The sequence below is a fragment of the Lentzea sp. genome, assembly GCF_035525475.1.
Classification (GTDB): Bacteria; Actinomycetota; Actinomycetes; order Mycobacteriales; family Pseudonocardiaceae; genus Lentzea.
Genome location: NZ_DATLEC010000103.1, coordinates 14,865 through 33,533, shown reverse-complemented (window position 1 = coordinate 33,533; position 18,669 = coordinate 14,865). Strand labels below are relative to the sequence as shown.

The 18,669-nt window shown below is 70.3% G+C and carries 24 protein-coding genes; 13 read left to right on the top strand and 11 right to left on the bottom strand.

Translation table 11 applies throughout. The features are described from left to right. The first annotated feature begins 53 nt into the window (after positions 1-53). Positions 54-1,160: a hypothetical protein gene (locus VM306_RS18345; protein WP_325516436.1), complete on the top strand. Its 1,107-nt coding sequence runs from the start codon at positions 54-56 to the stop codon at positions 1,158-1,160. Between the two features lie 13 nt (positions 1,161-1,173). Here VM306_RS18345 and VM306_RS18340 read toward each other — a convergent pair whose 3' ends face one another. After that, complete coding sequence (locus VM306_RS18340) at positions 1,174-2,580, bottom strand: amidase (protein ID WP_325516433.1); 1,407 nt, start codon at positions 2,578-2,580, stop codon at positions 1,174-1,176. 42 nt (positions 2,581-2,622) lie between these two features. Beyond that, positions 2,623-3,123: a CGNR zinc finger domain-containing protein gene (locus tag VM306_RS18335; RefSeq protein ID WP_325516431.1), complete on the bottom strand. Its 501-nt coding sequence runs from the start codon at positions 3,121-3,123 to the stop codon at positions 2,623-2,625. 25 nt (positions 3,124-3,148) lie between these two features. Here VM306_RS18335 and VM306_RS18330 point away from each other — a divergent pair, with 25 nt between their 5' ends. Together VM306_RS18330 and VM306_RS18325 are read left to right on the top strand one after the other, a co-directional pair. Beyond that, positions 3,149-3,355: a hypothetical protein gene (locus tag VM306_RS18330; protein ID WP_325516429.1), complete on the top strand. Its 207-nt coding sequence runs from the start codon at positions 3,149-3,151 to the stop codon at positions 3,353-3,355. Beyond that, entirely contained in the window at positions 3,342-3,953 is a 612-nt protein-coding gene (locus VM306_RS18325) for a TetR/AcrR family transcriptional regulator (RefSeq protein WP_325516427.1), read from the top strand. Before VM306_RS18330 ends, VM306_RS18325 begins: the two co-directional genes overlap by 14 nt. On the opposite strand, the gene VM306_RS18320 is transcribed toward VM306_RS18325, so the two are convergent. The 4 genes from VM306_RS18320 to VM306_RS18305 all read right to left on the bottom strand — a co-directional run bounded on the left by VM306_RS18320 (position 3,920) and on the right by VM306_RS18305 (position 6,408). Next, positions 3,920-4,441 (bottom strand): AAA family ATPase, encoded by a 522-nt coding sequence (locus VM306_RS18320; RefSeq protein WP_325516425.1) that lies wholly within the window; start codon positions 4,439-4,441, stop codon positions 3,920-3,922. The genes VM306_RS18325 and VM306_RS18320 overlap by 34 nt on opposite strands. Before the next feature lie 66 nt (positions 4,442-4,507). After that, positions 4,508-5,371, bottom strand: coding sequence for a sucrase ferredoxin (locus VM306_RS18315; protein WP_325516422.1), 864 nt, complete (start codon positions 5,369-5,371; stop codon positions 4,508-4,510). A gap of 129 nt (positions 5,372-5,500) precedes the next feature. Further along, complete coding sequence (locus VM306_RS18310; RefSeq protein ID WP_325516419.1) at positions 5,501-5,824, bottom strand: hypothetical protein; 324 nt, start codon at positions 5,822-5,824, stop codon at positions 5,501-5,503. Then, positions 5,821-6,408, bottom strand: a complete 588-nt coding sequence (locus VM306_RS18305; RefSeq protein ID WP_325516415.1) for a PadR family transcriptional regulator — start codon at positions 6,406-6,408, stop codon at positions 5,821-5,823. Before VM306_RS18305 ends, VM306_RS18310 begins: the two co-directional genes overlap by 4 nt. A gap of 50 nt (positions 6,409-6,458) precedes the next feature. On the opposite strand from VM306_RS18305, the gene VM306_RS18300 reads away from it, so the two are divergent. Both VM306_RS18300 and VM306_RS18295 read left to right on the top strand, forming a co-directional pair. Further along, entirely contained in the window at positions 6,459-7,157 is a 699-nt protein-coding gene (locus tag VM306_RS18300) for an SDR family oxidoreductase (protein WP_325516412.1), read from the top strand. Positions 7,158-7,223: 66 nt separating this feature from the next. Next, a complete protein-coding gene (locus VM306_RS18295; RefSeq protein WP_325516409.1) occupies positions 7,224-7,853 on the top strand; it encodes a class I SAM-dependent methyltransferase in 630 nt (209 codons plus the stop codon). Positions 7,854-7,856: 3 nt separating this feature from the next. On the opposite strand, the gene VM306_RS18290 is transcribed toward VM306_RS18295, so the two are convergent. Together VM306_RS18290 and VM306_RS18285 are read right to left on the bottom strand one after the other, a co-directional pair. Continuing rightward, positions 7,857-8,213: a VOC family protein gene (locus VM306_RS18290; protein WP_325516407.1), complete on the bottom strand. Its 357-nt coding sequence runs from the start codon at positions 8,211-8,213 to the stop codon at positions 7,857-7,859. 31 nt (positions 8,214-8,244) lie between these two features. After that, the gene (locus VM306_RS18285; protein WP_325516405.1) at positions 8,245-8,994 is read right to left on the bottom strand and encodes a ZIP family zinc transporter; all 750 of its coding nucleotides are present in this window, start codon (positions 8,992-8,994) and stop codon (positions 8,245-8,247) included. 151 nt (positions 8,995-9,145) lie between these two features. On the opposite strand from VM306_RS18285, the gene VM306_RS18280 reads away from it, so the two are divergent. Together VM306_RS18280 and VM306_RS18275 are read left to right on the top strand one after the other, a co-directional pair. Next, positions 9,146-10,090, top strand: coding sequence for a YafY family protein (locus VM306_RS18280; protein ID WP_325516404.1), 945 nt, complete (start codon positions 9,146-9,148; stop codon positions 10,088-10,090). Positions 10,091-10,092: 2 nt separating this feature from the next. Further along, positions 10,093-10,359, top strand: coding sequence for a hypothetical protein (locus VM306_RS18275; protein WP_325516401.1), 267 nt, complete (start codon positions 10,093-10,095; stop codon positions 10,357-10,359). Positions 10,360-10,394: 35 nt separating this feature from the next. Here VM306_RS18275 and VM306_RS18270 read toward each other — a convergent pair whose 3' ends face one another. Next, complete coding sequence (locus VM306_RS18270) at positions 10,395-10,913, bottom strand: cadmium resistance transporter (RefSeq protein WP_414672410.1); 519 nt, start codon at positions 10,911-10,913, stop codon at positions 10,395-10,397. A 129-nt stretch (positions 10,914-11,042) separates the two neighbouring features. Between VM306_RS18270 and VM306_RS18265 the strand changes: the two genes are divergently transcribed. Both VM306_RS18265 and VM306_RS18260 read left to right on the top strand, forming a co-directional pair. Then, positions 11,043-11,915 (top strand): SDR family NAD(P)-dependent oxidoreductase, encoded by an 873-nt coding sequence (locus VM306_RS18265; protein WP_325516394.1) that lies wholly within the window; start codon positions 11,043-11,045, stop codon positions 11,913-11,915. Positions 11,916-11,924: 9 nt separating this feature from the next. Further along, positions 11,925-12,485, top strand: coding sequence for a TetR/AcrR family transcriptional regulator (locus VM306_RS18260; RefSeq protein WP_325516392.1), 561 nt, complete (start codon positions 11,925-11,927; stop codon positions 12,483-12,485). Here VM306_RS18260 and VM306_RS18255 read toward each other — a convergent pair. Further along, positions 12,474-13,271: an LLM class flavin-dependent oxidoreductase gene (locus VM306_RS18255; protein ID WP_325516389.1), complete on the bottom strand. Its 798-nt coding sequence runs from the start codon at positions 13,269-13,271 to the stop codon at positions 12,474-12,476. The genes VM306_RS18260 and VM306_RS18255 overlap by 12 nt on opposite strands. 61 nt (positions 13,272-13,332) lie before the next feature. Continuing rightward, positions 13,333-13,827 (bottom strand): DinB family protein, encoded by a 495-nt coding sequence (locus VM306_RS18250; protein ID WP_325516386.1) that lies wholly within the window; start codon positions 13,825-13,827, stop codon positions 13,333-13,335. 553 nt (positions 13,828-14,380) lie between these two features. On the opposite strand from VM306_RS18250, the gene VM306_RS18245 reads away from it, so the two are divergent. The 4 genes from VM306_RS18245 to ligD (VM306_RS18230) all read left to right on the top strand — a co-directional run bounded on the left by VM306_RS18245 (position 14,381) and on the right by ligD (VM306_RS18230) (position 18,649). Next, positions 14,381-15,358, top strand: coding sequence for a tyrosine-type recombinase/integrase (locus VM306_RS18245; RefSeq protein ID WP_325516625.1), 978 nt, complete (start codon positions 14,381-14,383; stop codon positions 15,356-15,358). 119 nt (positions 15,359-15,477) lie between these two features. After that, complete coding sequence (locus VM306_RS18240) at positions 15,478-16,299, top strand: Ku protein (protein WP_325516385.1); 822 nt, start codon at positions 15,478-15,480, stop codon at positions 16,297-16,299. Then, positions 16,300-17,772, top strand: coding sequence for a non-homologous end-joining DNA ligase (ligD, locus tag VM306_RS18235; protein WP_325516382.1), 1,473 nt, complete (start codon positions 16,300-16,302; stop codon positions 17,770-17,772). It begins immediately after the preceding gene. After that, positions 17,762-18,649, top strand: a complete 888-nt coding sequence (ligD, locus tag VM306_RS18230) for a non-homologous end-joining DNA ligase (RefSeq protein WP_325516380.1) — start codon at positions 17,762-17,764, stop codon at positions 18,647-18,649. Before ligD (VM306_RS18235) ends, ligD (VM306_RS18230) begins: the two co-directional genes overlap by 11 nt. The last annotated feature ends 20 nt before the right edge of the window (positions 18,650-18,669 follow it).

Sequence of the window (18,669 nt, the reverse complement as noted above, 5' to 3'; positions counted from 1 at the left end):
CGTTCAGGGGACATCAGTAGTACTCGACCGGGCTACGACGGAATGATGTCGTGATGGAATCGCTGCTCGCCGCCGTGGCCTCCGCGCTCGCCGAGGCCGACAGCGACAGCGCCACCGACAGCGACACCGATAGCGAGCCCTTCGGCTGGCCCGCCCGCTGGCAGGTCCTCACCACCGTCTCGGTCGAGCTGCAGGCACTGCTGGCCACCGGCGCGAGCCCGGAGCTGGTCGCGCTGATCGAGGACATCGTCACCCAGCTGGCGGACGGCGTCGCGAACAGCCGGCGGCACCGCGTCGAGCTGGCCGAGCTCGCCCACCGCGTCCTCGGTATCCACGCCCGTGCGTGCGCCGCGGCCCGCCCGGACCCGGTGCGGCTCGCCGACTGGCTGCTCGACCTGCAGCTGGAACACCCCGACGCCCCCGACGTCGGCCTCGCCGCCTACGCCGGGCCGCTCGACGACGACGGGCTCGCGCACTACCGCGACCGCGCGGTGGCGTTGTTCGCGCCGCTGCCGGTGATCGGGTTCGGCGAGACCGGCCGCTACGACCGGGCCCGCTGGGCGTTGCTGCGCGTCATGGAGGAGCTCGCCGAGTACACCGACGACGTCGACCTGCAGCTGCTCGTGCTCACCAAGGACCTGTCGTCGGGCTGGCACTACCTGCAGGTCGCCACCGTGTTGCGCGACAACGGCCGGTCGGAGGAGGCGCTGGAGTGGGTGCGGCGCGGGCTGGGCGCGGTCGGGGGCAGGGGCGCGGCGCTGCGGCTGATCGACCTCGCCGTGGAGGAGCACCTGCGGCGCGGCGCCCCGCAGCAGGCCGTCGAGGTGTGCCGGGAGGCGTTCCTCACCCGTCCCAGCCTCGAGGTCTACCTCAAGGCCCGCGCCCTGGTCGTGCACACCGACGACTGGCCGCCGCTGCGGGCCGAGCTGGTCGAGCACCTCGTGCGCGACGGCGGCCGGCTCGCCGTCGAGGTCTACCGGCGCATCGTGGAGGTGGAGCTCGCCCGCCGCGGCATCGGGGAACAGGACCTGCTCGTGGAGTGGCTGCACCGGCTGCGCGGCCTGCAGCCCGACGCGTTCGGCGACTACCTCGACCACATCCGGTCGCGCCACGCCGCCGACCGCGACCTGCTCGACGAGCTGACCCGCCGCGGCTTCTGACCCGCCGGCCCTGCTACCCCAGGCCGGCGGGGATCCGGTCCGCCCACGGCCGGGCGCGCTCGAGCTGGGCGGACACCGACAGCAGCGTGCACTCGTCGTGCTGGCGGCCCACGAGCTGCACCGCCAGCGGCAACCCGGACGAGCTGCGCCCGGCGGGCACCGACGCCGCCGGGTTGCCGACGATGTTCCACAGCGGCAGGAACGTCGTGTACTGCGCCGCCGCGAGCAGCGCCGTCACCACCGAGCGGCCGTCCCACTCGCCCACGCGGATCGGCGGCCGGGTCAGCACCGGGGTCAGCAGCACGTCGACCGAGGAGAACACGCGGTTCGCGTACGCCGTGAGCGACGCGTCGTCCTTGAGCGCCCACCGCACCGCACTGCGCGGCAGCCGCCGGCCCAGCTCCCCGGCCGCGCGGGTGCGGGGCTCGAGCAGGTTCGGCAGCTCCATGCCGGTGCAGGCCAGGTGGGCGTTGCGCAGGTAGCGCACGGCGAACTGGGCGGACGCGGTCAGCTCGCGCATCGGCGGGTCGAGGCGCACGACGTCGTGGCCGAGGTCGGTGAGCAGCGCGGCGGTGTCCTGCACGGCGTCGCGGACCTCGCCGGCGATCGGGATGCCCGGCCCCCACGGCCGCAGCGACACCCCGACGCGCAGGCGTCCCGGGTCGGTGCGCGCGGCCTCGGTGAAGCTGGTGCGCGGCGGGTGGGCGACATGCGTGTCACCGGGTGCGGCGCCGTGGATCTGGTCCGCGAGCAGCGCCCAGTCGGCCACGGTGCGGGTGATCGGCCCGGCCACGACGAGCCCGCCCCACATCTGCGGCTCCGGGGCGAGGGAGACGCGGCCGCGCTGGGGCTTGAGGCCGAACAGGCCGGTCATGGCGGACGGGATGCGGATCGACCCGGCGCCGTCGGTGCCGATCGCGCCCGCCGCCAGCCCCGCCGCCACGGCCGCGGCCGACCCGCCGCTGGAGCCGCCGGGGGAGTGCGTCAGCGACCACGGGTTGCGCGTCGGCCCGGCCCAGGAGCTCTCGGTGTGCGGCCACAGGCCCAGCTCGGGCATGCGGGTGCGGCCGATGATCACCGCTCCGGCCGCGCGCAGGCGCCGCACGACCTCCGAGTCCGCCGGCTGCGGGGTGCGGGCGGCGTTGGTGCCCTTCGTCGTGGGCAGGCCCTCGATCGCGATGTCCTCCTTGACCGCGATCGGCACGCCCCGCAGCGGCAGGTCCTGCCCGGAGGCGTCGGCCCTCTCCGCCTCCGCCAGTGCCTGCTCGGCGAAGACCAGCCGGAACGCGTTGAGCCGCGGGTCGAGGCGCTCGATGCGGCGCAGGTGCTCGGCGACGAGGTCGCGCGCGGTCACCTCACCGGAGCGCACCGCGTGCGCCTGCCTGACCACACCGGCGAAACACAGCTCCGTCAGCTCCATGATCCGACCCTAAGCGCCCGCGGGTGATCAGCGGAATGGGCCTCACGCCGGCCGGCGGCTGCGGTGGCCGGCCACCGCGACCCGGTTCGCGCACTTCGTGGAGCAGAAGCGGCGCCGGCCGTTGCGGCTGGTGTCGATGAACACCGTGCCGCAGCCCTCGCGGCCGCACCAGCCGATGCGCCCGGCGTCCTCGCAGTACACCGCCGCCATCCCGGCGGCGGTGTAGGCCTTGATCCGCACGTCGATGGGCGCGTCGGCGCGGGCGTAGTGCAGGTGCGGGGCGCGACCGTCGTGGGTGGAGATGTAGGGCGTGGTCGACGACTCGGCGAGCAGCGCGTTGAGCAGGTCCACCGACGGGTCGCGGAAGACCTGCCGCAGCCGTTCGACCCAGTCTCGTACGTCACGTTCCTGACGGGCGTCGAGCGGCACCAGCGGCTTGTAGTCCGACTCTTTCAGCACGTCGAAAACGGGTGCCGCGGGATCGGCGTTGACGAGCTTCGCGGCGAGGTCGGCCGCCGCCCCGCCGTAAGGGTTGAAATGCACTAGACCATGACATCACGCTGGGGGCATGATCGCCACCTGCCCCACCTGCCGCTGGCCCTGCGCCTCCGCCGTCTCGTCGCACGGCACCGTGTCCTACGTGCGCTGCGTGTGCGGCCTGTTCCTGATCGTCGAACGCGGCACGGTCACCGCGACCGCCGGGACCAGCACGTTCGCCCCGGTCCACCACGGCTGTGGTGATCTTGCTAGTGTGCCGGACCGTGAGCCGTCGTGACCTGCTGTGCGACACCGCGATCCAGATCCTCGCGGTGGAGGGCGGCCGGGGGCTGACCCACCGCGCGATCGACCGCGAGGCCGGCGTCCCGATCGGCACCACCAAGAACTACTTCCCGACCCGTGAGGCGGTCCTCACCGCCGCCGCGGCCCGCATGACGTCGCTGCACCGCGCCGCCGTCGACCGCCTGCGCGAGACGACGCCGACCGGCATCAGCGCCTCCGACGTGGCCGAGCTCTACCCGGCGCTGCTGCGCCGCGCGGTCGCCGACGACCCGACCCAGATGCTCGCGATGGTGGAGCTGTACCTGGAGGCGGTGCGCCGGCCGGGAGTGCGCGAGGCGTTGTCGGGCATGGTGCTCGCGAACGCCGAGGCCGCCGCCGCGTTGCAGCAGGCAGCCGGGCTGCCGTCGACGGTGCGCGACACGGGACTGCTCGACGCCTACTTCCTGGGCGTGGCGATCTCGCTGCTGGCACTGCCGGCGCAGACGCTCGCGACCGTCGGCCTGGACGACCCGTACGCGCTGGGCATCGGCGTGTTCTCGGCGACCGCGCCGCGACCCGGTCAGGCCGGCAGCGCGGCGAGCAGCTCCTCGTAGGTCTGACCGGCCTCGGCGCCACCGGTGTCGATGGTCGTGGTGAGCGCCGTGACGTAGGTGGCGAAGTGCTCGTGGACCCGCCGGATCACCGTCTCGCCGCCCAGCGCCTCGACGGCCTGGTCGATGGGGTGCCCGCGGCGCCGGAACCGGTCGATCGTCGTCTCCGGCGGGGCGAGGAGCACGAACTCGAGGTACTGCGCGCCGGCGGAACGGGCGGCGTCGGCGAACCTGTCGCGTTCGTGGCGGCGGGCGATGAGCTGGGGCATCACCACGTCGTGGCCCGAGGCCAGGTGGGTGGCCGCCATCGACAGGGCCAGCGGGCGGACGAGGTCGACGGCGCCGTAGAAGTCGTCCTGCCAGCCGCCGACGAGCCGGACGATCTCGTCGGCGTCGAGGTTGAGCGTCCTGGGGTGGTCGGCGGCGTAGCGGGCGGCGATGGTGGACTTGCCGACGCCGGTGGGGCCGTTGAGGTGGATCAGCCGGGGCACCGGTCCGATTGTCCCGGCCGGTGGGCGAGGACGACCACCGGCCTGCCGCGGCTTTGCCCGCGGGACCTAGCGGCTGACCTTCACCAGCTGGTCGATCGCCGTCGCCACCAGCGCGATCGCGATGTCCGGTGACTTCCCGCAGCTGGCCGGCCGTGGCGGCACCGGCTGCTCGGCCAGCGCCACCCGCCACTCGCGCCCGTCGCGGTGCCGCACGGTCGCCGAGTCGGCGGTCTCGGCCACGACGGTCAGCACGTCGCGGGTCTCGCCGATCCGGTGGCGCACGGCCACCTCCGCGACTTGGCCCCGCGCGGTGAAGCACGAACGGCCGCGGCAGCGGTCGGCGACGATGCCCTGCGTGACCACGCGGTGCGCCAACTGGTGATCGATGCGCCCGTACAGGTGACCGGTGGGCAGCAGCACTCCGGTGGGCGCGAAGCGGTGCCCGCCGGTGTGCGTGCACTCCCACAGGTTCAGGGCGGTGGCGATCGGGCGGCCGTACAGGGCGCAGCAGACGTCGCGTTTGCTGTTGGTGCAGATCAGCAGCAACGGATCCGCGACCGGGGTGCCGAACGCCGTCGAGCGGCCCTTGCCCAGTGCCTCGAAGTCGAGTTCGAGCGCCTCCTCGGGGGAGGCGAGGTCGGCCTGCTCCAGCCAGGACGCGCCGGGCTTCGTCGAGGCCAGGTACAGGCGGCGGGTCGCGGGCACGTGGTCGTCGGCGTGGCGGCCGGGACGGCGGATCAGCAGGATGCGCACACCGGTGCCGGCGGCGCGGCGGGCCAGCTCGGCGCCGAGCTCGGGGTCGAGGTGGCTCTCGGTCAGGGCGTCACGGCCCCACGGGCCCGGCTGTTCCAGGCACAGCCACGCCGTCGCGGTCGCGGCCGTGCCGGCCAGCGGTTCGTCCGCGAATCCGGAGAGTGTCGAGCACCTCATCTGCACACCCTATACGGCCTTTCGGGTGATTACTAAGGCCAGCCTTACCTTTTCCTCGTGATCTGGGACATCGCTGCGGGCTTCACCAAGCCGGCCACACCGAAACAAGATCTTCTCCCCAGGCCGGCTCTAGCCTTCGAGCTGGGCGATCCGCTGCCGCAGCGAGGCCTCGAGCTTCGCGCGGTAACCGAGGAACAACTTGTTCGCCAAGTAGGGCGCCCAGTTGCCCTGGGGTGCGATGTTGTAGACGCGGTGCACGAGCAGCGCGCCCTGCTCGTGGGGGTGCAGGGAGTCCTCGCCGCGGTACCACCAGTCGCCCCAGTAGGCGATGACACCGGCCTCGCGGTCGACGAGCCGGTGCGATCCGGACACGCCGGCGTCGGCGAACATGCGCGCGCGGACGTCCTCCAGCGGTGCGTGCACGACGCCCTGTACCTCGAACAGCAGTCTCATCGGTGCGCGTCCTCCCAGTGGTCGTACCCGCCGACGGTGCCGTCGCGGGTGGCGGTGGCGAACCAGGTCAGCCAGGCGCGTTCGGCGCGCAGCATCGCCCGCCGGTAGTCGAGCTCGATCCACGCCAGCTGCGGCAGTCCCATGCCCGCGAGCTTCTCCAGCAGTACGGCCAGAGCGGCGAGCTGCTCGTCCACGGCCGCGCGGCGCTGCTCCACGGCGACGAGTGCCTCGGCCGGGGGGAGCAGGCCGACCATGGAGACGCCGGCCTCGAACCGCGGGTACTCCCTGGCGGGCACGGCGATCAGGTCGCGCAGCCAGTCCCGCAGCTCCGCGGTGCCGGACCCGGTGACGGAGTAGACGGTGCGCTCGGGGCGGTTGCCCGCCTTCCGCGTGGCGCTCGCGGTGATCAGCTCGTGCCTGGCCAGCGACTCGACGACGGTGTAGAGCGAGCCGTAGTTGAGCTTGATGACCTCCTCCTGGTGGCGTTCCCGCATGGTCCGCGCCATCTCGTAGGGGTGCATCGGCCGTTCCGACAGCAGCGCCAGCACCGCGAGGGCCAAAGGGTTCGTGCGCTTGAAAACCATATATCCGCTCCCGAATACTCGGCCACGAATATATGGCTAGAGTGGGCGCCATGACAACGGTGATCACCGGGGGAAGCCGGGGTATCGGTGCCGCGACCGCGCGCAGGCTCGTGCGCGACGGGCACCGGGTCGTGATCAGCTACCGCCAGGCCGCCGACGAGGCACGCCGGTTGGAGCAGGAGCTCGGGGTGCTCGCCGTGCGGGCCGACACCGCGGACGAGGACGACGTGGCACGGCTGTTCGACGCCGCCGGTGACGACATCACCGGCGTGGTCAACAACGCCGGCATCACCTCTCCGTCGGGCCCGCTGGCCGAGCTGCGCACCGAGGACCTGAGGCGCGTGGTGGACGTCAACGTCGTCGGCGCGTTCTTCGTCGCTCGTGAGGCGGCGCGGCGGATGACGCGCGGCTGCATCGTGAACGTGTCCTCCGGTGCGGCGACGCTGGGCAGTCCCGGCGAGTACGTGCACTACGCGGCGACCAAGGCGGCGGTGGACGCGATGACGATCGGCCTGTCCAAGGAGCTGGCGCCGCGGGGGATCCGGGTGAACTGCGTGCAGCCGGGCACGATCCGCACCGACATCCACCAGCTCTCCGGCCAGCCGGACCGCCCCGACCGGGTCGCGGGACGGGTGCCGATGGGTCGGGCGGGTGAGGCGGACGAGATCGCGAACGCCATCGCGTGGCTGCTGTCGGAGGAGGCCTCGTACGCGACGGGCGCGATCCTGCGGGTGACCGGCGGAACCTGATCCGGGAACCTCTACGGCCTTTCGCCTCTGAGGCCACGGCGGCCCGGGCCCCTAAGCTTCTCCGTCATGTCCGCGCCTGCGCTGTCCGACTTCGTGCTCGCCAACACGACGCTCACCCCGGTTCCGCTGGTGCCCGAGGTGCTGCTGCACAGCGCGGTCGAGGCGATGGACCTGTGGGAGCTGACCGACCACGACCAGCCGCCGTTCTGGGCGTTCCCGTGGGCGGGCGGCCAGGCGCTGGCCCGGCACCTGCTCGACCACCCCGGCCTGGTGCGCGACAAGAAGGTCTTCGACCTCGCGTCCGGGTCCGGCCTGGTGGCGATCGCCGCCGCGCTGGCGGGCGCGGACTCGGTGACCGCCAACGACATCGATCCGCTCTCGCTCACGGCGGTGCGGCTCAACGCCTCCGCCAACGGCGTCTCGGTCACCCCGCTGCCCGGCGACCAGCTCGACAGCGACGCCCAGGGCGCCGACGTGGTGCTGGCCGGAGACGTCTTCTACGACGCCGAGATCACCGCGCTGATGCTGCCGTTCCTGACCAGGGCCGCGGCACGGGGAGCGCTGGTGCTGCTGGGCGACCCGGACCGCGCGCACCTGCCGCGTGACCGGTTCGTGCGGTACGGCCGCTACGAGGTCCCGGTGCCGTTGACGCTGGAGAGCACCGAGACCCGCAACGCGACCGTGTGGCGCATCTAGCAGCTACACGACGACCAGGCAGAACGGGTGCCCGGCCGGGTCCGCGTAGACGCGGCAGGCCGGGTGGTGGTCGTGCAGCTTCGTCGCGCCGAACTCGAGGACCTGCGCCTCGGAGGCGTCCAGGTCGGAGACCGCGACGTCGACGTGGATCTGCTGCGGCACCTCCTGGCCGGGCCACCGCGGCGGCGTGAAGTCCTCGACCCGCTGAAACGACAGGCGCCTGCCGTTCGCCGTCCGCAGGCTCACCCAGCCGGCGTCGGCGTCGACGACCTCCCCGCCGACGAGCCACCGGTAGAACTCCGCGAGCGCGGCGGGATCCGGGCAGTCGATCACCACGTCGTAGAACTCGCCGATCGCCACGGCGGGTCCCCTTCCCGGTCGGGGACTGAGGTCAGCCGAGACGTTCCACCACGAACGCGGTGAGAAACCCCGCCGTCAGGCACAGGCCCGTGTACAGGCGGGTGCGCTCGAAGGCCTCGGGGATCATCGTGTCCGCGATCATCGCCAGGATCGCCCCGGCCGCGACCGCGGTGATCACCGCGATGAGCTGCGGCGGCGCCCCGTCGAGCAGCAGGTTGCCCAGTGCCGCGGACAGCCCGCTCGCCACCGCGATCACACCCCACACCCCGAACACGTACCCGGCCCCGCGCCCGGCCTGCTTCATGCCGGCCACACTGGACAGTCCTTCCGGGACGTTCGAGATGACCACCGCCGCGAGCATCGCCACCCCGACCCCGCCACCGCTGAGCAGCGACACACCCAGCACCACCGACTCCGGAATGCCGTCCAGCAGCGCGCCGACCGCGATGGCCGTGCCGCTGCCCGCCTGGTCGGTCTCCGACGGCTGGTTGCTGCTGCGCTTGCGATGCCGCCCGCCCAGACGCGCGAGCAGCACGTTGGCCAGCACGTAGATCACCGCCCCGCCCGCGAACCCGGCGGAGGTGGCGAGCAACCCACCGGTCTTCTCCGCCTCGTCCACCAGCTCGAACGCCGCGGCCGCCGTCAGCACGCCCGCGCCGAACGCCATCACCACGGCGACCACGTCCCGCGGCACCCGCAGGAACCAGGCGACGAGCGCGCCCAGCACGAGCGCCCCGCCACCGGCCAGTCCCCACAACCCTGCTTCCACCCACTGCGCCATGCGTGAGGATGACCTGGATCCCGGTGAAGAACACCTCGAGATCACCCACGAGCAGTCCGGGGGAGTCGCCGCCCTCGTGGACCCGCTGGGGATGTCCACTCGTCATCCTCCGATGGCTCTTGCGGTCACGTGCTGTCCTAAAGTTCCGGCCATGTTGGAGACCTCGGCCCGCCTGCTGCGCCTGCTGGCCCTGCTGCAGTCCCGCCGCGACTGGCAGGGCGGCGAACTGGCCGACGAGCTGCGGATCAGTCCCCGCACCGTGCGCCGCGACGTCGACCGCCTGCGCGAGCTCGGCTACCCGGTCAACGCCACCACCGGCTCGTTCGGCGGCTACCGCCTGGGCGCCGGCGCCGAGCTCCCGCCGCTGCTGCTCGACGACAACGAGGCCGTCGCCGTCGCCGTGGCCCTGCGCACCACCCCCGTGACCGGCCTGGAGGAGGTCTCCCTGCGAGCCCTGCTCAAACTCGAACAGGTCCTGCCCTCCCGCCTGCGCCACCGCGTCTCCGCCTTCGAACACGTCGAACAGGTCCCGCGCGACCACGTCGCCGCCGCCGTCGACCCGCAACTGCTCACGACCCTGGCCGCGGTCAGCCGCGACAGCGAGACCATCCGCTTCGACTACACCTCCCACGACGGAGCGCCGACCCGCCGCCGCGTGGAGCCCCACCGACTGGTGAACTGGGGCCGCCGCTGGTACCTCGTCGCCTGGGACTGCGACCGCGCCGACTGGCGCAGCTTCCGCGTGGACCGCATCACCGCCCCCACACCCCCGTACGGCCCGCGCTTCACCCCACGCTCCTTCGACGCCACCACGTTCATCGCCTCCCGCGTCACCTCCGCCGCCTGGCGCTTCCAGGCCCGCGTCGTCGTACGGGCACCCGCCGCCGACGTGGCCGCGCGCATCAACGCCGCGATCGGCACCGTCGAAGCCGTGGACGACTCGTCCTGCGTACTGGTGACCGGCTCGGACTCCGTGGAGTCACTGGCCGTGTGGATCGGCATGCTCGGCTTCGACTTCGAGGTCACCTCACCGCCGGAGCTGGTCGAACACGTTCGCACCCTTGCGGCCCGATACACGCGGGCCGTAGAAGACTGAGCATGACCATCACCGGACGGGACATCGAGCACCTGCTCTACACCGATACGCCCGACCCGGTCCTGGTCGTGCACGACGGGGTCGCCTCGATCGTGACCGCCGAGGAACTGGGAGAGCACACCGGAGCCGTCGTGGTGGTCTCACGCGACGAGGTCCTGCGCCACGTGGGGGAGCGCGACATCAGCGAGGGAGATCTGGCCGCGATCGCGGCCACTCTGCAGGCGGCCATTCAAGACCCAGCTCAGCCGCGGCCGCTCTGGCCCGCCTGACCAGATCCGCGCAGGATCAAATCTCGGGCGGGCGGTCAACCCGAGAACAACACCACAAGACCAATCGCGATCAGTACGACCGGCAGGGCGATGTGACCCCACTTGGCCAGCGCCTTCGCCACCACCTGGCGGGAGGCCAGGAACCGGCCCGCCAGGCACCACACGCCGACCAGGAGCAGGAACACCGCCACGTAGAGCCACAGGGAGTCCGTGACGGTGAAGACCGGGACGTAGACGCCGATGTTGTCGCCGCCGTTCGCGAGCGTCACGCCCGCCACCGTCAGGACGCCAGGAGCCTGGGAGGGCTCGTCGTCGGAGTCGGAGGCCCGCCACAGCGACCAGGCCGCCTTCACGCCCAGGGCCAGGGGGATCAGGCCCAGCCACGGGCGGAGCTGCTCGGGCAGCAGGGACGCGCCCAGTGCGCCGAGCACCGTCACGGCGAGGATGCCGGTGAAGCCCAGGTACTGGCCCGCGACCACCCTCCACGCCGCGCCGGCCTGCGCGAAGAAGAGGGCCAGGATCACCAGGTCGTCGACGTTCGTCACCGCGAACATGCCCGCCGCCTGGCCGATCACCCCGAGATCCACGGCGCGGATTCTGCACGACCGTGAAGCGGATAGCTCATCCGGATGTGTGCTAGCGTCGGAGACGTAAGCGGATCATCTATCCGGATTGAGGTTGTCATGGCACGCACGGCAGTGGTCACGGCGGGAACCGGCGGCATCGGGCTCGAGACAGCGCTGGGGCTGGCGAGACACGGGTACGCCGTCACAGTCGTCGGGCGCAACGCCGAACGAGGCGCCAAGGCCGTCGAGAACATCAACGCCGAGGCGGGGGAGCAGGCCCGGTTCCTACAGGCCGACCTCGCGTCCCTCGACCAGGTACGAGCCCTCGCCGCGACGATCGCCGCGGACGGAGAGCTGGAACTACTCGTCAACAACGTCGGCGCCATGTTCGCCCACCGCACCGACATCGACGGCGTCGAAGCGTCCTTCGTCGTCAACCACCTCTCGCCCTACCTGCTCACCGAACTCCTGCTACCCGTCATCACCCGGCGAATCGTCAACGTCACCTCCGGCGCCATCATCACCGCCAAGAAGGTCTTCGACGCGGTCGAGCCGCCCGGCGGCTACTACGGCTTCCACTGGTACGGACGCGCCAAGCTCGCCAACCTCACCTACACGCTCGACCTCGCCCAACGACTACGCGGCAGCGGCGTGTCCGTGCTCGCCGCGGACCCCGGCGGCGCCGACACCGACATGACCAACGGCAACAGCCGCCACCCCGGCATCGTCTCACCCGGACTGCGACTGCTCTGGCCCCTGGTGAAGCGCACCTTCGAACACGCCACCTCCAAGCCCGCCTCCCAAGCCGCACGCCCCTCACTCCGCGCCGCGACCGACCACACCCTCGACACCGGCACCGTCATCGGACGCACCGTCATGCCCACCAAACCCACCAAAGCCGCCACCGACCCACGCATCATCGACGCCGTACGACAGCTCAGCGAGAAGCACGCCCCACTCCGACGCGTTCCGGATGAGGTATCGAATTAGGCTCAACCCATGACGCCGCAGCGGAAGGACGCCGCCCGCAACTGGGACCGCATCATCACCGTCGCCAGGGACCTCGTCGACAACGGCACCCCGCTGCAACTCAACGACGTCGCACGCCGCGCCGAACTCGGCGTCGGCACCGTCTACCGGCACTTCCCGACCACCGAAGCACTGCTCGAAACCGTCGCCACACCCCGCCTCGAAGCACTCGCCACCCACGGCGAACAAGCACTCCACGACAACGACGCCTGGCAAGCCCTCGCCGGCTACCTCACCCGCCTCGTCGAAGCACAGGTGAGCGACCCAGCACTCGCCAAGGTGTCCGCCACAGGCGAAAACGCCCTCCCACGCACCACAGAACTCAAACGCCACATCCTCACCATCGGCGCACAACTGCTCAACCGCGCCCGCGACACCGGAGCCGTACGACCCGACCTCGCCGACGGCGACCTCGTCCCACTCATGTGCGGCATCGCCTACGCCACCCACGTCCACGGCGACGCCACCACAGACCGGCTGACCACCGCACGCCGCTACCTCGACACCCTGCTCCGCGGACTACACGCCTGACCGCGGCGGACCAGCCACCACGAACGCCCGCAACTCCTCCACCTCCACCGCACCACCATCAGTCAGCAACCACGTCACACCCGCCTCCTCGTACTCCGCCACGTTCGCCGGCAACACCCCACCACCCCACAACGCCACATCAGCGTCAGCCGCACCACCCGACGCCACGAAATCCGCCTTCACCCGCGCGGCATCAGCGGGGGAGAGAACCACCAAACCGCCCTCCCCGAACGTCGCCGGCACCACACCCGAAGCGTGCGCGGCAGCACGGAACGGCACCTCACGCGGCCACACCCCACCCACCCAGATCGGCACCTCCACCGGCGCGAACCGCACACCCGACGCCTGGAACAGCGGACCCCGGTGCTCCACCACCTCGCCCGATAACAACGCACGCAGAAGCCCGACACCCTCCGACATCGCTTCGGCCCGCGACACGCGCTCACCGAAGGGGGAGTAGTCCTGCGGCACCCCCGCACCCACCCCCAGCACGAACCGGCCACCCGAAAGCCGCTGCAACGTCGACGCCTCCGCCGCCACCTTCCACGGACGCCGCCGCCCCAGCGACGTCACCAAAGGCCCCAACCGGATCGACGACGTCCGCGCCGCCACCGCACCCAACGTCACCCACGGATCAGCCACGACCGACTCACCCGGCACCACCACGTGATCCCACACGAAGAACCCGTCCCACCCCGCCTCCTCCGCGGCGACGGCGAGCGACACCAGCACCGAAGGATCACCGAGCGACGAGCCGAACGACGGCACATGAATCGCGAAGCGCATGCCACCAGTGTGACGAGCACCACCGACAAGATCATCCACACGCGGGGGAGCAGCACAAACGTCAGCGACCCTCACCAGTCGCACCATCCAGCTGCTCCCGCAGGATGTCAGCGTGCCCCGCGTGCCGCGCCGTCTCCGTCACCACATGCACCAAAACGTTGAACAACATCACGTCAGGACGCGGCCACCACGGCACATGACCAGCAGAATCCACCGCAAGAGAAGAAATAGTCACATCCGAATGCGCCCACACACGCCGATACCGACCAACGATCTCCTCACGCGTCTCCAGCTCCGTCGCCCACATGTCCGCACCCCGCGCCGCAAGGTCGTCCCACCGCGGCATCGGCTCGGGAAACGGCCGGCCGAACACCTCACCGAAGTACCGCGACTCCGACAACGTCAGATGCTTCACCAGACCGAGCAGGTTCGTGCCCGACGCCGTCAACGGACGACGCACGTCCACCTCGGCCAGACCGTCGAGCTTCCACAGCATCACCTCACGCAACTCACGCAGATCGCCGTGCAGGTAGTTCTTCGCGAAGTCATCGATCATGGCCGCGGAGCCTGCCACAGCAGCTAACGCCACGGTGACGAAAGCACGGAAGGGCGCGGCAGCGCTGACAGCGTCCGAAGAAGGCGCCGTCAGGAGCCCGCTGAGCGAGACGCTCGTACGAACGACCCGTCGGCGACGCAAGAACGGCGAGCGCTGAACGTGGCCGACAGCGACGGCGGGACAGCAGGCGGCAGACCTGTCCGGGGAGGGCCAAATCTCCGTTACTTGACATAATGTAGATTATCGGCGAAACGGCGACCTGCGAAGATCGTTGCCGGAAGCGGTTCGACGGCGTGTGTTGGCGCGCCTGCAGACATCGGCCGACGGGCAGGCCGGCCGTCTCCGCAGACGCTCAACACCTCAAGCCTCGGCGATGCCGGAGCGCGGTCGGCACAGACGAGTCATCAGTAGAGACGTACGCGGCGGGGTGCCATTACGCTCACGATCCCCGGCAAGTGACGCCACCTGGTCCAGCCGCCTGTGGAACCGGGCGAAACGGACATTTCATGCATAATCGCCATTATCCAGCACAGTGAGCGGAATTGTCGGTGCTGTGCGGTACAAGATCCATATGCACGTGCTCGCCGCCCAGGACGCCTTCTTCCTCGCCCGCCGGACTCGCAAGGACTCGCCGCACACCACAGCGGCCTACCAGCGCGATCTCGCCGGCGTGAACGCGCTCCTGGCCGAGACGCTCCGCTCCCCCGTCGAAGACCTGACGGTGCAGGACCTGGCGGGCTCGAACCTCCGTCATGCTTTCGGGTTGTTCGCGGACACCCACGCCAAGAGCTCCGTGCTGCGGGCCTGGTCGACGTGGAACCAGTTCCTGACGTTCTGCGTGGCCGAGGACCTCATCGCCGGCAACCCGATGGGCGCGGTCGCGCGTCCGAGGACCCCTCCCCTCGTCCCGAAGCCGCTGAGGGGTGAGGACACGCCGGAGCAGTTGCTCACGGCGGCCGCGGAGGGGGCGCGCAAGGGTCGTGACCCGTGGCCGGAACGGGATGTGCTGGTCATCGCGCTGGGGCTCGTGGCGGGTCTGCGCAGTGCGGAGATGCGCACGTTGACGCTGGCGAGCGTGGTGGGGCGGGAGGGTGATCGGAGGTTGCACGTGAAGGGCAAGGGCAACCGGGATCGGAGTGTGCCGATCGAGCCGCCGATGGAGCGGATCGTGGACGCGTACCTGGCGAGTTGCAGGAAGCGGTTTCCGCAGGGGCGGTTCGATCGGGACAGTGCGTTGCTGAGGGATCGTCATGGTGAGCCGATCGGGCGGGGTGGGCTGGAGTACCTGGTGAAGTCGTGTTTCCGGTGGGCGGGGTTGAACGACCGGGTGCCGACGGGGGCGAATCTGCACGCTTTGCGGCACACGTTCGCGACGCGGTTGGCCGAGGACGGGGCGTCGGCGAGCGAGATCATGGCGTTGCTGGGGCATGCGAGTCTGGCGACGAGTCAGAACTACATCGAGGCGACGGCGCGGGAGCGTCGGGCGGCGGTGGCGAGCAATCGGACGTATCGGGCGTTGAGGGACATGTAGCCGGGTTCTACCGGTGTGCGGGACCCTGGGGTGAGACGCGTGGTGTCGGGGGTCGCCCGGTTGGGCCGTGTGGGTGACCTGGTGGTGCGTGAACCGCATTTCAGGGGTACCCAATGGCAATGAGATCCGTGTGGCGTGGGGCCATCTCCTTCGGGTTGGTGTCGATCGCCGTGCGCCTGTACACGGCTGTCGAGGAGCACGACTTCCGCTTCAACCAGGTGCATCGGGAGGACGGCGGGCGCATCAGGTACAAGCGCGTCTGTTCGGTGTGCGGTGAAGAGGTGGAGTACTCGGAGATCACCAAGGGCTATGAGCTGGACGACGGCCGGATGGTGATCATGGAGAACGAGGACTTCGAGAACTTGCCGGTGAAGACGGACAAGTCGATCGACGTGCTGGAGTTCGTGGCGGCGGAGGAGATCGATCCGATCTACTTCCAGAAGACCTATTACCTGGAGCCGGACAAGGCTGCGGCGCGGCCGTACGTGTTGCTCAGGGATGCGTTGGTGAAGACGTCGCAGATGGCGGTCGTGAAGATCACGATTCGGCAGAAGGAGACGTTGGCGACGATCCGGGCGCGGGACGACGTGCTGGTGATGCACACGATGTTGTGGCCGGACGAGATCCGCAAGGCGGAGTTCGGCTTCCTGGATCAGGAGGTCGAGGTGCGGCCGCAGGAGTTGAAGATGGCGACGTCGTTGGTGGAGTCGATGGCCGGGGACTTCGATCCGGACACGTTCACGGACGACTACCGGGATGCGTTGGGGAAGGTCATCGCGGCGAAGGCGGAGGGTGCGGAGTTGCCTGTGCAGCCGGAGGTCGAGGACAAGGGCGATGTCATCGATCTGATGACGGCTCTGGAGCGCAGTGTGGAGAAGGCGAAGGCGGGGCGGAAGAACGCGAAGAAGGTTCCGCCGAAGAAGAAGGCTTCGTCGGCGTAGATGGCGGGGCTCGACGAGTACCGGCGCAAGCGGGATGCGGCGAGGACGCCGGAGCCCGTGCCGGGTGCTGAAAAGCTTCCCCGGGGTGATCTTCTCCGGGGTGATCTTCCTCAGGGTGCCGATGACACGTTCGTGATTCAGGAGCATCACGCGTCGAGTTTGCATTGGGATGTGCGGCTGGAGCGTGGTGGTGTGCTGGTGTCGTGGGCGGTGCCGAAGGGGTTGCCGCCTACGACGGATGTGGTGCGGTTGGCTGTGCACACCGAGGATCACCCTTTGGAGTACGCGGAGTTCTCGGGGGTGATTCCGAAGGGTGAGTACGGCGGCGGTGAGATGTTCATCTGGGACCGCGGTCGCTACGAGACGGTGAAGTGGTCGGACCGCGAGGTGGACGTGGTGCTGCACGGGCAGCGCGTCGAGGGTCAGTTCGTGTTCTTCCGGTCGGGTGAGGACGGGAAGAACTGGATGGTGAAGCGCCGGCACGCCGCGGCGCGGCCGGACTGGGCGGTGCTGCCGGAGCTGCTCAAGCCGATGCTGGCGGTGCCGGGTCCTCTGCCCTCCGATGATGACGACGAGTGGGCGTATGAGTTCAAGTGGGACGGTGTCCGGGCGATCCTGAGGGTCGAGGGTGGCCGGGTGCAGGCGTGGTCGCGGCTGGGGAACGACATCACGGTCGCCTATCCGGAGTTGCAGGGTGTCGGTGCGCAGCTGGGGTCCACCGAGGCGGTGCTGGACGGGGAGATCGTGGCGTTGCAGAACGGGCGGCCGAGTTTCAGCGCGTTGCAGAACCGGATGCACGTGAGCAAGTCGGACGCGGCGCGGCGGGCGGCGCGTCAGTACCCGGTCACGTTGCTGGTGTTCGACCTGCTGCACCTGGACGGCACGTCGTTGCTGGACCTTCCGTTCCGGCAGCGTCGTGAGCTGGTGCGTGAGCTGGAGTTGAAGGGTCCGCATTGGCTTACTCCCCCGTCCTACGACGAGGACGGGGCGTCGGTGCTGGCGGCGAGCCGGGAGCAGGGGCTCGAGGGTGTGGTGGCGAAGCGGCTGGACTCGGTGTACCAGCCGGGGACGCGGTCGCCGGTGTGGCGCAAGATCACCGACCTGATGGCGCAGGAGGTGGTGATCGGGGGCTGGCGGATGGGTGAGGGCAAGCGGGCCGGGGTGATCGGCGCGTTGTTGCTGGGTATCCCGCGGGGTGACGGTTTGGCGTTCGCGGGGTCGGTGGGGACCGGGTTCAACGATGCGGAGCTGGCGGTGCTGACGCCGAGGTTGAAGGCGTTGGCGCGCGGATCGTCGCCGTTCGTGACGGAGATGCCGAGGGAGAGGTCCAGGGGCGCGAAGTGGGTCGAGCCGGAGCTGGTGGCGGAGGTGGTGTTCCGGCAGTGGACACCGGACGGTCGGATGCGTTTTCCGTCGTGGCGGGGGTTGCGGCCGGACAAGACTCCCGGGGAGGTGCGTCGGGTTGAGCAGTGATGCCCCCAAGAAAGAGGTCACGGTCCGGGTCGAGGACCGGGTGCTGAGGCTGACGAACCTGGACAAGGTGCTGTACCCGGAGTTCGGGTTCTCCAAGGGTGAGGTGATCGACTACTACACGCGGATCGCTGCGGTGCTGCTCCCCCACCTGCGGGATCGGCCGGTGACGCTCAAGCGCTATCCGAACGGGGTGGGTGGGAAGTGGTTCTTCGAGAAGAACGCGCCGGAGCACCGTCCTGACTGGGTGCGGACGATGCGGCTGGAGTCGCCGGGCAGCACGAAGGGCAACGAGTTCGTCAACTACGTGATGGTGGACGAGCTGGCGACGCTGGTGTGGCTGGCGAACCTGGCGGCGTTGGAGTTGCACGTGCCGCAGTGGACGGTGGGGCCGCGTGGGGGCAAGCGGGATCCTGACCTGCTGGTGTTCGACCTGGATCCGGGGGCGCCGGCGACGGTGGTGGAGTGTTGCCGGGTCGCGGAGCTGGTGCGGACCGTGCTGGATGACGACGGTGTGGACTCGTGGGCGAAGACGTCGGGCAACAAGGGCATGCAGGTGTACGCGTATGCGCCGGCGAAGGACACGTCGGAGTACGCGAAGGCGGTGGCGCGGCGGCTGGCGAAGGAGCATCCGAGGCTGGTCGTGTCGACGATGGCGAAGGCGCAGCGCACCGGGAAGGTGCTGATCGACTGGTCGCAGAACAACCCGGCGAAGACGACGGTGGCGCCGTACTCGTTGCGGGCGCGGGAGCGGCCGACGGTGTCGACGCCGGTCACGTGGGACGAGGTCGAGGAGTGCCGGGTGGTGGAGGACCTGGTGTTCACGGCGGACGAGGTGCTTCAGCGGGTTGAGGCGGCGGGTGAGCTGTTCGGGAGTTGATATTCTGGCCGACTGCCTAC

Coding starts and splice junctions, on each gene's coding strand:
- VM306_RS18330 (WP_325516429.1), top strand. CDS start 3,149: ATGATCGCCACCTGCCCCACCTGCCGCTGGCCCTGCGCCTCCGCCGTC.
- VM306_RS18240 (WP_325516385.1), top strand. CDS start 15,478: ATGAGATCCGTGTGGCGTGGGGCCATCTCCTTCGGGTTGGTGTCGATC.
- VM306_RS18340 (WP_325516433.1), bottom strand. CDS start 2,580: ATGGAGCTGACGGAGCTGTGTTTCGCCGGTGTGGTCAGGCAGGCGCAC.
- ligD (WP_325516382.1), top strand. CDS start 16,300: ATGGCGGGGCTCGACGAGTACCGGCGCAAGCGGGATGCGGCGAGGACG.
- VM306_RS18265 (WP_325516394.1), top strand. CDS start 11,043: ATGGCACGCACGGCAGTGGTCACGGCGGGAACCGGCGGCATCGGGCTC.
- VM306_RS18300 (WP_325516412.1), top strand. CDS start 6,459: ATGACAACGGTGATCACCGGGGGAAGCCGGGGTATCGGTGCCGCGACC.
- VM306_RS18280 (WP_325516404.1), top strand. CDS start 9,146: ATGTTGGAGACCTCGGCCCGCCTGCTGCGCCTGCTGGCCCTGCTGCAG.
- VM306_RS18305 (WP_325516415.1), bottom strand. CDS start 6,408: ATGGTTTTCAAGCGCACGAACCCTTTGGCCCTCGCGGTGCTGGCGCTG.
- VM306_RS18315 (WP_325516422.1), bottom strand. CDS start 5,371: ATGAGGTGCTCGACACTCTCCGGATTCGCGGACGAACCGCTGGCCGGC.
- VM306_RS18255 (WP_325516389.1), bottom strand. CDS start 13,271: ATGCGCTTCGCGATTCATGTGCCGTCGTTCGGCTCGTCGCTCGGTGAT.
- VM306_RS18310 (WP_325516419.1), bottom strand. CDS start 5,824: ATGAGACTGCTGTTCGAGGTACAGGGCGTCGTGCACGCACCGCTGGAG.
- VM306_RS18260 (WP_325516392.1), top strand. CDS start 11,925: ATGACGCCGCAGCGGAAGGACGCCGCCCGCAACTGGGACCGCATCATC.
- VM306_RS18295 (WP_325516409.1), top strand. CDS start 7,224: ATGTCCGCGCCTGCGCTGTCCGACTTCGTGCTCGCCAACACGACGCTC.
- VM306_RS18285 (WP_325516405.1), bottom strand. CDS start 8,994: ATGGCGCAGTGGGTGGAAGCAGGGTTGTGGGGACTGGCCGGTGGCGGG.
- VM306_RS18270 (WP_414672410.1), bottom strand. CDS start 10,913: ATGTTCGCGGTGACGAACGTCGACGACCTGGTGATCCTGGCCCTCTTC.
- VM306_RS18345 (WP_325516436.1), top strand. CDS start 54: ATGGAATCGCTGCTCGCCGCCGTGGCCTCCGCGCTCGCCGAGGCCGAC.
- VM306_RS18250 (WP_325516386.1), bottom strand. CDS start 13,827: ATGATCGATGACTTCGCGAAGAACTACCTGCACGGCGATCTGCGTGAG.
- VM306_RS18275 (WP_325516401.1), top strand. CDS start 10,093: ATGACCATCACCGGACGGGACATCGAGCACCTGCTCTACACCGATACG.